This is a genomic window from Brachybacterium sp. FME24 (assembly GCF_014897705.1).
GTDB lineage: Bacteria > Actinomycetota > Actinomycetes > Actinomycetales > Dermabacteraceae > Brachybacterium.
Genome location: NZ_JABUXV010000011.1, coordinates 101144 through 114891, shown reverse-complemented (window position 1 = coordinate 114891; position 13748 = coordinate 101144). Strand labels below are relative to the sequence as shown.

Below are 13748 nucleotides of genomic sequence, written 5' to 3'. Positions count from 1 at the left end.
TGAGCCACCTCCCACGACCGTGCGCGCCGCCCGGAGCAGCTCACTTGCGGTCTCGCACAGGCAGGCCCCGCGAGTGCACCCGGGAGATCACTCGTTCGTCGGGTGGTCGGAGTTCGGGTCGGCGGCACGGGCAATGCCCCGGCGTCGCGCCCACAGCCAGACCCCCGCGGCAGTCAGCAGCATCAGGAGGGTGCCCGGCAGCATCACCTCGCCGTGCCCGGAGCTGCGGTCGATGGTGATCTCGCTGGAGAAGAAGGAGGCGACCATGAGCAGGATGGTGTTGTTCACTGCGTGCAGCACGACGGCCACCTCGATCCCTCCGGTGCGCCAGGTGATCACCGCACAAGCCAGCCCGACCGAGAAGGTGTAGAGGACCATCAACGGGTCTGCCAGTCCGTGCACCACTGTGAACATCAGGGTCGGTGCGAGCAGGGCCAGCAGCAAGGAGACCGTGCGCTGCGTGGTGAAGGAGCCGAAGCTGCGTGCCAAGAGGCCGCGCGCCGCGTACTCCTCGCCGGCCCCCTGCAGGGGGCTGGTCAGAAGCGCAATCAGGAACAGGACAACGATGCTGACCAGTGTGGCCGGCGACCCGCTCACACCGGCCGCCTCGGGATTCATCAACGTCCAGATGATGCCGTACACGATCCACACCGGCACCAGAACGCCGGCCAGGGTCAGCGCCAGCTTCCACCGGAAGCGACCGTGCACCGAGTGCATCCAGCGTCCGGGCTGCCCGAACAGCAGCCGTTGCAGGCCGAGGGAGACGGGGATCAGCAATCCGATGGCGAGGTTGCTCGCGAGCAGCCGGGCCGGGCTCATGATCACCACTCCGTCGCCCGGCGTCTCCGGTGGCACCAGGCCGAGGTTGAACGATTCTGAGACGGCGGTCAGTCCCCACGTGAGCGTGAAGGTGCTGACGACATAGGCGACGGGGATCAGCACGATCGCCAGTACGGCCTTCCACCACCGGTATCCAGGGGTGCGCAGGAACTGGTGGTAGTCGGTCGGCCCCGATGGCAGGACAGGATCTCTAGAGATGTTCGCGGGACGGTCGTGCAACTGCATACATTTCTCCTCGACTCGGACAGCAATCACCGTCCGAGATGGTCGGTAACTTTCCGTGCAGATCATGGAAACTTCGGAAACACAGAACCGTGACCGGTTGCGGCAGGGTTCAGGCGTCGATCCCCTCGGTCTCGGCGTCCAACAACCGGTGATGGCGGAAGGTGAGTGCCCGTTCGATCCCCGCGAGGCCGGCGGTGAGGGTGAGCGCCGCGTTCACCCCTGCCGGCAGATCGATGGGAGAGGCGAACGGGGCGAAGCGATCAGCCCAGAGCGGCAGGTGGGTGACCAGGTCGAGCAGCTGCGGAGCGAGCAGGACCAGATTGATCGTCAGCACGATGACGGCACCGACGGCCAGCGCGCGACCGAGGCCGGGGTGCCGGCGGGAGAGCTGGGCGCGCCAGTGCTCAGGCGTCCCCGGCGCGGGATCGAGACGTCGCTGGCTGCCGTCCGCGCGGACCAGGTGGATCCGCTGCATGCCGTACCTGCTCGCAGCGACCTCGATGCGGTCCGATCCGAGCGGGAACCGGGCCGGCATGTCGGAGGTCTGCACGTGCCCGTCGTCCCCGTAGAGCGACGCCTTGCCCGACAGGTGATCGACATCGACCGTCGCCGTCGACGCATCGCGAAGGTCGATCGCAAAGCGTGTCCGCTGCAGCGAGAGGGAAGGGCGGAACGGTGGCAGCGGCGATCCCGGCTCCGGAACGGGCGTCGACCACCCTCCTCCATCGCCGTCGAGACCATCGAAGTCATCGAAGTCATCGAAGTCATCGAAGTCATCGAAGTCATCGACGTCATCGATCCGACCGTGGCCGTGAGGACCCTTCCGCGTCGCGCCGCCCCAGGGGTCGTGCCAGTCGTTCATGGTCCCTGCCACTCACGGTCGTGACGGGGCGGAGCATCGCCACAGGGATTCTTTAGCATCATCATGCTACAGAAACGTAGCATGATGATGCTAGAAGCGCTAGGGTGGGGGCATGGCCCAGAGAGTCGACCCGGATGCCCGCCGGGAGCAGATCGCCGACGCAGTGATCGAGGAGATCGCCGCGCACGGACTGCGCTCGGTCACCCTTGCCCGGATCGCCGCGCGCACCGGTCTTGCCATCGGGAGCATCCGGCACTACTTCGGCGACACCCTCCGCGAGGTCATGCGCTTCACCTTGGGCACCCTGATCCAGCGCGTCGTGCACCGTGACGTGGGGCTGTCCGATGACCCGGCGACTCGGATCACGGACGCCATCACCTTCGCCGCACCCACCAGCGAGCAGGAGCGCAAGGAGAACATCGCGCTCGTCGAATACCGCGTCATGGCGCGCACCGACCAGGAGTTCGCGGCCGACATCGCCGCAACCTCCCTCGCAGGCGCAACGATGATCCGCTCCCTGCTGCGTGATGCGCTGGCCGACCGCACGATCGACGACGACGCACTGCACCGCGAAGCGATCCTGCTGTTCGCAGTGATCGAGGGCTTCTCGTTCAGTTCGGCGCTGTCCTCCGCCCCGCTGCGCGAGGCGGACGTCCGCGCCGTCGTGACGGCCACCCTGCACCGCCTACGCGACTCCTACCCCCTCCGAGAGAGTCGTCCAGCACACGGCCGCGGAGATCAACGCTCCCGATGAGTCACTGCGCCCCAGCGGGCGCATGTCACCGACGCGGTGCTCGCTTCGCACGGTCACGACGACGAGAGGCGCGCGGTAGCGCTGTCGATCACCGATGGCACCGCGCGTTCATTCCTCGTCAGTGCTCGCGGGGTGCTGGTGGGCAAGGAGGTACGCCTGGCGAAGTGCTTCGACCTGCGCCGGATTGTAGAGCTCGGTGACCGCTCGGGCGAGGTCGCGGAGCGAGTCTCCGGTACGGGCACGGAGCGGAGGGGTCCTCAAATCCGGGTGGTCTGCGTAGATCGTCTTGAGCACGGGCACCAGGCGCGCGGCGACACCGCGGATCTCGTCCGGACCCGCGTTGCCAGGGAGCTCGTCGAACTCATCATCCGCATCCTGGTGGGCGGCAACGATCGCCTTCATGTCCTGCACGCCTCGAGCGTGGAAGAACTGCGAGTTGATCATGACCATCGCCCGATCGGCGGGGGTGAGCGTGCCCGCGACCTCCGTGAATCCAGCGGGCGCATCCGGTGCGGTGCGGTGCCGGATGAGCTCGGCGATCTCGGCGCGCACCTGCTGCTGATGGGAGATCGACTCGGCGAGCTGGGCGTCGAGCTGGTGCAGCGTCTCGGTGAATGCCTCATCGGAGACCTCCAGCTCGGCGATCTGGGCGAGCCCCATCCCGAGGTCACGCAACCGAGCGATCTGCAGGACGCGCACGAGATGAGCTGTGCCGTACTGCTTGTAACCGTTCCCGGCGCGTTCCGGCTCGTCGAGCAGCCCGATCTCGTGGTAGTGGCGGATGGTCTTGACCGTGGTCCCCCCGAGCTGGGCGAGGCGCCGGGTGCTCCAGGCCATCAGTGCTCGGGGACATCGGTCGAGGTGCATCTGCGCATGACACCCATCTTCGAGCGTCGGACTCGGGAAGGGAAGCCGCACCAGAGGAGGGCGTGATCCCGAGCGGCATTGACCGTGCCCCCGGGGCAGTGTGTCGACTGGCAGTCACACACCGCTTCTCCCGGAAGGAACTGCGATGACCACCCTGGACCGTTCCGTCGATGCCTCCCGCCCGTTCGGTGCCCACCTCGCCATGCGCTGGTGGGCCCCGATTCTGCTGACCCTCCTCGTGGTGGGCGCGACGTACATTCTGCAATTCCTGTTCCTCGCGGCCGCCGCGATCGTCGAGGTCGGACTGTGGGGGAAAGATCCGAACGATCCCACCCTCACACCCCTCACCTATCTCGCCACCAACGTCGCGATCATCCTCATCGCGCCACTGTCGCTGCTCGCATTACGGGTGACCAGCAAGGCTCCGTGGCGCAGTGCCATGGCGCTGGGCCGGAGATTCTCCTGGCGCCGCCTCGGCAGCTACATGGCTCTGTTCGCCGGGCTGATGGTCGTCCTGAACCTGCTCATCCACCTGGTCGAGCCCTCACCGACCTCCGCCTTCGCCATCACCGGAACGACGGTCGCCCTTCTGGTCATCGTGCTCCTGACAACTCCTCTCCAGGCTGCCGCCGAGGAGATCGCCTTCCGCGGAGTGCTCACCGCGTCCTACGCCGCGTGGATCCGCGCGGCGCGCCCCGCGCTCGTCGTCGGGATCGGCCTGTCCACCGTGCTCTTCGCCCTGCTGCACACCAGCTCTGACCCGTGGATGCTCCTGAACTACCTCGGCCTCGGCGCGAGCACAGCACTCATCGCCCTGATCGGCCGCGGGCTCGAAGCCTCCATCGCCTTCCACGCCATGAACAACGTGTTCGCCATGGTGATCGGATCGCTCTTCGCCTACGGCGGAGGCATCAGCCAGGACCGGTCAGCGGGCGCGGCCGGGCCGTACATGCTGCTGTCGCTCCTCGCCCAAGCAGTCGCCGTCCTCCTGGTGTGGAGGATCGAGAAGCGGCGAGCAACGGCAGCGATGGAGGACAAGGGCTTTGCCGCGGGACGCGATTCCAGCACGTGAGAGGGAGGAGATGAGCTGCTGTCGGCGAAGCGCAGCTCTCTGCCGAACGCCTCAACCAGAGGGTTGGACGGCCCAGTCGGGCATCGGGGGGAAGGGGGCGAGCCGATAGCTCGGGGGTTCCGTGGCGTGCAGGTGCCGTACGAGGTAGTCCCAGGTGCGCCGCATGACGTAGTGGAATCTGCCCTGGAAGGTGTGCTCGACGCCCGGGACGACGAGCATGTCGACGTCGACATCAGCCTCGATGAGTGCGTCGACCAGGCGCATGCCCTGATGGGGCAGCACGTTGTCGTCGAGCTCGCCATCGATCAGCAGGAGCTTGCCGCGCAGCTTGCCGGCGTGCGGCGTGTTGAGCAGCGCGCTACGGCCCTCTTCGGTGATCTCTCCGTGGTAGTGCTCGACCCAGAATGGCAAGTACATCGAGAAGTCGTGAGGGCCGGCCTGGGAGACCCCCACCGAGAAGAAGTCGGGGCGGGTCAGGAGGGCCCGGGCGGTGAAGAACCCGCCACCGGAGTGGCCGGTGATGCCCACCCGGTCGGTGTCGAGCCACGAGTGGCGGCGTCCGAGCTCGCGGAGGGCGGCGACGTGGTCGTCCAGCGCTGCGGCCATGCCGAGATCGCCATAAGAGTGGTCGAGGAACGCCTTGCTGCGCACGGGGGTCCCGCGCCCGTCGAGCGCGACGACCGCGAACCCGAGTGCGGCCAGCGCCTCGGGTTCCCCGGTGAACAGATCGCCGAATCCCGGCGAGGCGCGGTGGATGTTGGGCCCGGGGTAGGTGTGGTCGACGACGGGGTAGCGCTGTGCCGGGTCGAAGCCGTGCGGGCGCCACAGCAGCCCGTAGATCGGGGTGTGCCCGTCCGCAGCCGTCGTGTGGAACCGCTCGGGTGGGCTCCAGCCGGCCGCCTCCAGCGAGGTGGTGTCCGGAGCCTCGAGTGCGACCAGCAGGTGGCCGTCGTCGCCGAGCACCCGCGCACGGGGCGGGCGGGCGAGGGTCGAGGCGCGGTCGAGGATGTAGTCGCCGCGGGGCGGACCCACCGCGTCGTGGTCGAGGTCGTCGTCCGTGATCCGCACGAACCCCCCGCCGTCGAGGTCCACCCGGCAGATCTGACGGATGTAGGGGTCCTCATGCAACCCGTTGGCCAGGAACCACACCTGGGCGCGTTCCTCGTCGACCCGCAGGACCCGGCGGACCAGCCACTGCCCCTCGGTGATCCGTCCGAGCAGTTCACCGCCGGAGGAGTAGCGGTACAGGTGGCCCCAGCCGTCGCGCTGGGACCACCACAGGATCTCCCCCGAACCCAGGATGCGCAGCACGGGCGGGGCATGGAGATACGGCGAGGGATCCACTCTCGTGCAGCCGGTCTCGGTGATCAGCGTCGTCATCGCGCCGGTGACCGGGTCGAGGCGACGCAGCTCGAGCGTGCGGCCATCCCGGGACTGGTGCAGGACGTGGACGGCATCCCCCTGCGCTCCCGACCACCACCGCCGATCCAGAGCGTAGGGGGAGGTCAAAACCTCCGGTTCACCGGACGCGGCCAGGTTCTGTCCGGTACGGATATCGAGGACGTGCCATGTCATGGTCGCCTGGGCCTCGTCGCCGGGCATCGGGTAGCGGATGCGGTGTGCCACCGGCGGCCCGCCGGCGGGCGGGGCGGCCTCGACCAGGACCTGCTCGGGCAGCCCGCGCTGATCGATCCGATGGGTGATCAGCCGGGTGGAGTCCGGCGACCAGGCCGCCACCAGAACGGAATCCAGCCCCAGCAGGGGCAGCTTCACCGTCGTGGCCGCGTCCAGCAGCCCGCCATAGTCCCAGTGCGGCTCGGCGTCGTCGGTGAGCGCGAATTCCTGCTGCCCGTCCCTGGAGCGCACCCACACGTTGCCGTCCCGCCGGAAAGCCACCCACGCCCGGTCAGGTGATTCGACCTCTCCGGGTCCTGCTGGAGGGCCGTCCTCCATCTGAGTGCAGGTCGCGGTGCGATCCGACCACTCCCACCGCGCGTCGAAGGCCGAGAAGCGGATCACCTCGGGATCCCGGTCGGGGATCTCGTACTCCACAGAGGTGAGCGGAAGGTCGTCGGCCTCCACCGCATGCCCGGACGCCTGCGACAGCGCGGCGGCGAGCCGCTCATGGTCGAAGGCATCGCGCCTGGTGCCCGCGGCCGGGTCGACCTGGACGTGCCGCGTCCCGGACCGGTACCGGAACGTGGCCCCCTCGTCGGACCACTGCGGGACCACCGCGGCCTGCGGGACCAATCGGTCCCGGTACGGCGCGAGCATCTGCTCCGCGCGTGCATAGTCGGAATCTGTGAGGTGAATGCGGTCGACGGGGTCGATCATGTCGGAGCCCTTCTCTAGATCGGATCAGACCGACCACGCGACACCATGACGCCGCGTCGTGGTCCATAGAAATGTGAAGCAGTTCACTTCTCCCGTTCCGAGGGTGGTTCATGGCCACGCTGCCTGCTCAGGCTGCGGGGCTGCGTTCTGGAGATCCGAGAGCCTGCGGCACGGGATGTGTGCCGCAGCAGTCCCGCACGCAGCTGGGCATCGTGGAGCGCGTCCAGCTGCGAAGCGCCTGGGCGCAGTGGCCGGCACGCGAGGTCGGCCTCGTGGGTCAGGATGCCGGGGCGCGATGCCCCTCCCGGGAGAGCGGGTCGTGAATCCGGTCCCGCTCGAGCTCCTCAGCGGGTCGCGGAATCCACGGGGGCAGAGGACTCGCGCTCGGCCGGCTCGGAGACCGTGCCGCGCAGCGTCCACGTGCGCTTGCCGAGGCTGCGGGTGACCAGCATGATCACGAAGTACGCCGCGGTCAGCGCCGCCATGATCCCCAGGGTCGGGAGCAGCCCGAGCTCCCCGGCGAAGGCGGCGGAGATGGAGAGCATCGCAGGGAGGTAGAGCAGTTCGGGCAGGTTCATCAGGCCCATCTCGGCCATGGTGGTGGTGCGCATGCGCGGGTCCAGGATCCGCACCAGCGCCAGGCCCGTCGGGGTGGTGCCGGACAGGGTGCCGTACATGCCCATGGTGCGCTCGAAGTCGTGGTCGCTGCCGTAGCGCTGACCGATCAGGAACACCAGGGTCACGGTGATCACGCTGACCACCACGACGGTGACCAGGATCGGCACCAGCCAGGCGGCGACCACCGCGGCCTGCACCGCCATGAAGGACGCGACCACCACGTAGTCGGTGGTGAAGCCGGTGAGCTTGGCCTGCATCGTGCGGTCCAGCAGGTGCTCGACCTTGACCCGGCGCAGCACCCACCGCAGGAAGTAGGCGGCGAACAGGCCGTTCATGAACATCATGCCGCTGATGGTCTCGCCCACGAAGCCGGGGATATGGCCGAAGATCCAGGCCAGGCCGTGGGCGAGCACGTAGGCCACACCGATCATCGCCATGTGGAAGGTGAGGGTGTCGATGTTGCCGGAGAAGGTGGTCTCCGAACCCAGCGGCTCGGTCTTCTCGTCCTTGCGGAAGTAGCCCTTGCCGACGGAATCGGAGATCCCCATCGAGTGGGTGGCCAGGCCCCGGTTCATGCCCCACTTGGCCAGCGGCACGCCCACCAGGAACGCGGCGGCGAATCCGGCGGAGGCGAAGGCGAGGCCGACGTCCACGGCGTCGGCCCAGCCCTGCTGCTCGAAGATCCGGGCGAAGGTGACGGCCTGCCCGGGGCCCTGGGCGAAGGCGAACGGCACCATGAACCCGTACATCGGATCCATGCCGCCGAAGCGGCCGGTGGCCGCGACCACCCCGACGCCCACGAGCGCCTGCACCGCGAACACCAGGGTCCACGTCAGGCCCATCGCCCAGGCGCCGCGCAGCAGGGTCCGCTGGGTCTTCCCGCCGTCGCCCGTGATCGCCGCAGGAGGCGGGGTGAGCCCGATGGAGATGAAGGACAGGGTGAACAGCTGCGCGGTGAGCATGGTGAACAGCTCGCTGTCGACGCCGTCGAGCACTCCGGACAGCCCCAGATTCATGGCGATCGCGCCGAGGAAACCGGCGATCACGAACGCCGGGACCAAGTTGCGACGGAAGGCGGGGATCCACCGTCGCACCGCCATCCCGAGCAGGCAGAAGGCGCCGATGAGGGACAGGCCGAACAGAGCGGACACAGGGAACTCCTCGCCGCGGCCCCGTCGGCACGCCGTGCGGTGCCGCACCGGGTAGCGCGTGCTGATCGTCGTAGGTGGGGAGGTTATCCGCTCCGCGGTGCTCGCCGGAGCCGGTGCCACGACCTGGAGGTGAACAGTCAGGTGACGATCAGGAACACGCCCAGGCCAGGCCGCACATCGGTGCCGGCTGTCGAGGAGATGACGAAGACTCATGCCTCCTGCCTGCATCGATGCGGTAGTGTCCTCCCAGCGAACCGGCGAGACGGGATGGAGCGGACGCGGCTCATGAGCGACGCAGCGAGTGCGACACCGACCGCCCCGGCGCCCTCCGGCACCGATCCGGACGGCGACAGCGCACATTCCCGGCGGGTGGCGAAGGCCGCCCGCCGAGGCAGGTCCCGCCGCCTGCGACGCAACCGCCTGCTGCAGGCCGGCGTGCTGGTGGTCATCCTCGCGCTGTGGTGGCTGATCACCGCGATCAAGCTCGTGGACCCGCTGTACCTGCCCAGCCCGCAGGCAGTGCTCGGCGCCTTCATCGATGCGAACCGCTGCTTGGTGGTGGACGAGTCGAGCGGGCGCTCGGTGTGCGGGGTCCAGAACTACTACCTGTGGGAGCACCTGCTGGCCTCCCTGCAGCGGATCGGCGTGGGTGTGTCCCTGGCCGCGATCGCCGGGGTCGGCCTCGGCGCTCTGATGAGCATGTGGGAACCGGCGAACACGGCGCTGGCGCCGTACCTGAATTTCCTGCGCGCCCTGCCCCCGCTGGGCTACATCGGCCTGATCATCGTGTGGGTGGGCATCGGTGACCTCTCGAAGTTCCTGCTGCTGTTCCTCGCGGCGTTCCCCCCGATCGTCATCGCCACCATCGACGGCGTGCGCGGGGTGCGGGAGGACTACGTCTCCGCCGCCCGCAGCATGGGCGCCGGGTCCCCGCAGATCGCCCGTTTCGTGGTGCTGCCGGCCGCGACCGCCTCGATCCTCTCCGGGGTGCGCCTGGCCATCGGCTTCGCCTGGACCACGGTGGTCGCCGCGGAGCTCAACAACGGCATCCCCGGCATCGGCGGCCTCGCCTACATCTCCGGCACGCAGCTCAAGACGCCTCTGACGATCGCGTGCATCATCGTGATCGGGCTCGTGGCGGTCGCCCTGGACGGCTGCATCCGGTGGGTGGGCAACCGCCTGGTGCCCTGGCACGGAAAGGTCTGAGCGCCATGACCCCCTCCCCGACCGGGCGCCGACGCACGCCGCTGCGGCTCGTCGCCGCGACGCTGGGCCTCGCGCTGGCGCTGAGCGGCTGCGTGCAATCCGGCCGCACCAACCACCCCGACAACTTCGAGGGCGAGACCGCCTGCCCCGTCGACCCGGACCCCAGCATCACCGCCTCCGCCCGTATCGGCTGGCAGGCGATCCCGAACGGGGATCTGGTGGTCAAGGACCTCGAGCTGCTCGAGGCCTGCATGCCGGAGGCGGACATCTCCTGGATCAAGATGAACTCCGGCGGCGACGCGATCCAGGCCTTCGGCTCCGAATCCTTGGACATCTCCCAGGTGGGCTCGAGCCCCGCGGTGAAGGCGGCCTCCCCGCCGCTGTCCAAGGACATCAAGGCGATCTGGATCAGCGACGTGATCGGCGATGCCGAGTCCCTCATCGTCAAGGACCCCGCCGTCGAGGAGCTCGCCGATCTGGCGGGCAAGACCATCGCCGTGCCCTTCGGCTCCACCGCGCACTACTCGCTGCTGACGGCGCTCAACGAGGGCGGGCTGTCCGGAGACGTCCGGGTCATCAACCTCGCCACCGACGCGATCCTCGCCGCCTGGCAGCGCGACGAGATCGACGCCGCCTGGGTGTGGGAGCCCACCCTGACCCAGCTGGTGGAATCCGGGCATCCGATCCTGTCCAGCGAGGACAGCGCGGGCCTGGGCGCCCCCACCTTCGACCTGATCGCCGGCACCAGCGATTTCATCGAGCAGAACCCTGAGTTCATGGCGATGTGGACCCTTGTGCAGGCCGAGGGCACCCGATTGCTGAACGAGGAGCCCGAGCTCGCCGCCGTCTCGATCAGCGTGCAGCTCGGCATCACCCCGGAAGAAGCGGAGAAGCTGCTGGTCGGCTACCTCTACCCGACCCTGGAGGAGCAGGCGGGCCCGGAGTACTTCGGCGGCGACGGCCTCGCGACGGCCTTCAGCGGCACCGCCGAGTTCCTGCTCGAACAGCGCGAGATCGAGGCGCTCGCCGAGGGGGACGTGTACCAGGAGATGCCCTACGCCGACGCGATCCAGGAGGCCGCGCAGTGACCGAGCGTGCCAACCACACCGACCGTCCTGACAGTGCTGACCCTGTTGACTCTGCTGACTCTGCTGAGACGGGGTCCGTGGTCACCCTCGAAGGCGTCTCCCAGCGCTACATCACCGACTCCGGCGACGTGGTCCACGCGCTCGCCGAGACCGACCTGGAGATCCCCGAAGGACAGTTCGTGTGCGTGGTGGGCCCCTCGGGCTGCGGGAAGACCACCCTGTTGAAGATCATCGCGGGCTTCCTCGATCCCACCGGCGGCGCCGCCCGTTACCGCGGCGCGACGATCAGCGGCCCGGGCGCGGAGCGCGGTGTGGTGTTCCAGCAGCCCAACCTCTACCCGTGGTTCACGGTGCGCGACAACGTGGCCCTGGGCATGCGGATGCGCAAGGTCGCGAAGAAGGAACGCACCCAGAAGGCGCAGGAGTACCTCGAGCTGGTGGGCCTGGCGGACTTCGGCGATGCCAAGCCCTACGAGCTCTCCGGCGGCATGCAGCAGCGCGCCCAGATCGCCCGCGTGCTCGCCAATGAGACCGACGTGATCCTCATGGACGAGCCCTTCGGCGCGCTGGACGCCATCACCCGGGCACGGCTGCAGGCCGACGTGCTGGCCCTGCAGCGCAAGCAGCACCGCACCGTCTTCTTCATCACCCACGACGTCGACGAGGCCGTGTTCCTCGGGGACCGGGTGCTGGTGATGAGCGCCCGCCCCGGCCGTGTGGTGCTCGACCAGGACGTCACCCTGTCGGCCCAGGCGGGCCGCTCCCTCGGCGAGGAGATGCGCCGCCTGCCGGAGTTCATCGAGCTGCGGGAGCGGATCGCGGGCGCGATCGAGCACTGAGACGCGAACCCGATAGCATCAGGCGAAATTTTCGATCATCTCCCGGCCTCTCGGGAGAAGTAGGGACGCAGCGCGGTGAACATCAACTTCTGTGTGGCAGCGATCTCGGAGAGGGGTCGTCAGCTCCTCCCGCGGATCTTCGACGCAGCACGTCGTCTCGGTGGCGAGGAGTACGACACGACCAACGCCGCGATCGAGCTGACCTCGAACAGGGCGCTGCTCAACGCCCGGGCCGTCGAGGGGACATGGAACGCACCGACCTGGATGGACGATTCCTACGGCCACCTGGCTCTGTCCCAGCCTCCGGTCTCGTACACGGAAGAGATCCAGCGCGCGGGCTGGGAGACCTGGGCGATGGGCAGCCTTCGGGAGGATTCCGGCCGACGGACGGTGCAGCCGGGATACTTCGGCATCTCGCTGTGGCGGGATGGCGGGCTCGAGGTCTGGAACGACGTCTTCGGCTTCGGGCGCGCCTATGTCGTGCAGAACGAGGATTTCGTCGCCGCCGGGAACCATATCGGGATGGTCTCCCTGTTCTCCTCGCGGCGCCTCGAGGTCGACACCTATGGGGCAGATCTGCTCGCGCAGGTCGGTTTCTGGCCGGAGGACCATTCATCGATCGTCGACGTCCGCCGGCTCGGGCCGGCCGAGGTCGTGTCCGTCGGGAGGCATGGGGAGGTTTCTCGTCGACGCTATGCGACCGATGAGGAGTTCTACTCCTTTCGGGAGAAAAGCCCGGACTTCGACGGCGTCGGGGCGTCGATGGCGATCCTCACCTCCAACATCGGCGAGATCGCCGTGCAGAGCCCGACGGTCCATCTCTCCGGCGGCCAGGACTCGAGGGTCACGGCAGCTGCCTGGCTGGCCGGCGGCAAGCCGGCGTCGATCCAGACGGTCGGGACCCTCCAGGGCGAGGTCGACGTGGCGAATGAGCTCATGGCGGCGCTCGGCACGACGGACGAGCTCGCGGAGCGCGGGCTGGCCCACCGGGTCACGTATCCCAACCCGGGGAGGACCTCGGCCTTCTCGATCGAGGATCGTCTGGCCAAGGCGCTGCGACTCTGGGACGGGGACTTCGCGCCGGCGAACCTGAAGTCCGCGGTCAATCGGCCGCCTGCACGCGCCCGCCTCACCATCGGCGGAGCCAATGGCGAGGTCATGCACGGTATCTATTACGCGACCCCGGCGATGCTCGAGATGGCACGGAAGCTCCAGCACCCGCTGGACCGGGTCGGCAAGGCGTTCGCCGGGAAGGTGAACACCGAGGAGTCCAGAGTCTCGACGCTGCAATTCATCGAGAACCAGAAGGCGTTCGCACGCTCCCTGGGCCACGAGGACGCCACGGCGCTCAACGTGTTCCAGATGCACTCGAAGTTCCGCCGGTGGATCAATGCGCAGCTGAGCTCAGCCTCGTTCGTCCTCCTGCTGAACCCCGTTTTCGTCCGTGCGGGCATCGATCTGACGCCCGAGCAGCGATTGGACAAGGTCATGCAGAAGGCGCTGTCCCGCGCGCTGATCCCGGCGTGGGAGGAAGTGCCCTACTTCAAGGCGACTCCCGCCGACTCGAAGGCGTCCGTCCGCGTGCAGGGGATGCGGACCTGGGAGACGTCGCCCGGTTCCATGGAACGGCTGATCCATGAGCGGACCGCATGGCAGAGGTGGTTCACCCCGGAGGCGATGGCGGACATCGAGAAGGCCGTGCATGCGGGGGAGGGGAACTCCATGCATGAGTCGAACCTGAACAAGGCGTACGTCCTAGACGCCCTGCCCGATCATGTCGCGCAGCTCGAGAGGACGCGCGACGAGCTCTGGCGATGACGTGGCTGAACTCTCCAGCGAGGAATCGGCTGGCCGCGGGGGGATTCCGACGCCCTGGCAACGAGAGGTGCGCG

11 protein-coding genes are annotated in these 13748 nt (G+C 68.3%); 6 read left to right on the top strand and 5 right to left on the bottom strand.

From position 1 onward, the window contains the following. Window positions 1–87: 87 nt before the first annotated feature. Together INT51_RS13855 and INT51_RS13850 are read right to left on the bottom strand one after the other, a co-directional pair. The gene (locus tag INT51_RS13855) at window positions 88–1065 is read right to left on the bottom strand and encodes a CPBP family intramembrane glutamic endopeptidase (RefSeq protein ID WP_193105916.1); all 978 of its coding nucleotides are present in this window, start codon (window positions 1063–1065) and stop codon (window positions 88–90) included. A 109-nt stretch (window positions 1066–1174) separates the two neighbouring features. Further along, window positions 1175–1927 carry a hypothetical protein gene (locus tag INT51_RS13850; RefSeq protein ID WP_193105915.1) on the bottom strand — a complete coding sequence of 251 codons (753 nt, stop codon included), beginning with the start codon at window positions 1925–1927 and terminating at the stop codon, window positions 1175–1177. Window positions 1928–2039: 112 nt separating this feature from the next. On the opposite strand from INT51_RS13850, the gene INT51_RS13845 reads away from it, so the two are divergent. Then, the gene (locus INT51_RS13845) at window positions 2040–2681 is read left to right on the top strand and encodes a TetR/AcrR family transcriptional regulator (RefSeq protein ID WP_193105914.1); all 642 of its coding nucleotides are present in this window, start codon (window positions 2040–2042) and stop codon (window positions 2679–2681) included. Between the two features lie 108 nt (window positions 2682–2789). Here the strand turns inward: INT51_RS13845 and INT51_RS13840 are convergent, their stop codons facing one another. Then, window positions 2790–3518 carry a MerR family transcriptional regulator gene (locus INT51_RS13840; protein WP_226832427.1) on the bottom strand — a complete coding sequence of 243 codons (729 nt, stop codon included), beginning with the start codon at window positions 3516–3518 and terminating at the stop codon, window positions 2790–2792. A 175-nt stretch (window positions 3519–3693) separates the two neighbouring features. Between INT51_RS13840 and INT51_RS13835 the strand changes: the two genes are divergently transcribed. Then, window positions 3694–4620 (top strand): CPBP family intramembrane glutamic endopeptidase, encoded by a 927-nt coding sequence (locus INT51_RS13835; RefSeq protein ID WP_193105912.1) that lies wholly within the window; start codon window positions 3694–3696, stop codon window positions 4618–4620. A 51-nt stretch (window positions 4621–4671) separates the two neighbouring features. Here INT51_RS13835 and INT51_RS13830 read toward each other — a convergent pair whose 3' ends face one another. Both INT51_RS13830 and INT51_RS13825 read right to left on the bottom strand, forming a co-directional pair. Beyond that, window positions 4672–6954, bottom strand: a complete 2283-nt coding sequence (locus INT51_RS13830) for a DPP IV N-terminal domain-containing protein (protein WP_193105911.1) — start codon at window positions 6952–6954, stop codon at window positions 4672–4674. 344 nt (window positions 6955–7298) lie between these two features. Next, a complete protein-coding gene (locus INT51_RS13825) occupies window positions 7299–8723 on the bottom strand; it encodes a sodium/glutamate symporter (protein ID WP_193105910.1) in 1425 nt (474 codons plus the stop codon). Between the two features lie 285 nt (window positions 8724–9008). On the opposite strand from INT51_RS13825, the gene INT51_RS13820 reads away from it, so the two are divergent. From INT51_RS13820 to INT51_RS13805, 4 genes are all read left to right on the top strand, one after another. Further along, window positions 9009–9929 (top strand): ABC transporter permease, encoded by a 921-nt coding sequence (locus INT51_RS13820; protein ID WP_193105909.1) that lies wholly within the window; start codon window positions 9009–9011, stop codon window positions 9927–9929. Between the two features lie 5 nt (window positions 9930–9934). Continuing rightward, window positions 9935–11017 carry an ABC transporter substrate-binding protein gene (locus tag INT51_RS13815; protein ID WP_193105908.1) on the top strand — a complete coding sequence of 361 codons (1083 nt, stop codon included), beginning with the start codon at window positions 9935–9937 and terminating at the stop codon, window positions 11015–11017. Between the two features lie 77 nt (window positions 11018–11094). Further along, entirely contained in the window at window positions 11095–11856 is a 762-nt protein-coding gene (locus INT51_RS13810) for an ABC transporter ATP-binding protein (protein WP_193105907.1), read from the top strand. Window positions 11857–11931: 75 nt separating this feature from the next. After that, the gene (locus INT51_RS13805; protein WP_193105906.1) at window positions 11932–13674 is read left to right on the top strand and encodes a hypothetical protein; all 1743 of its coding nucleotides are present in this window, start codon (window positions 11932–11934) and stop codon (window positions 13672–13674) included. The last annotated feature ends 74 nt before the right edge of the window (window positions 13675–13748 follow it).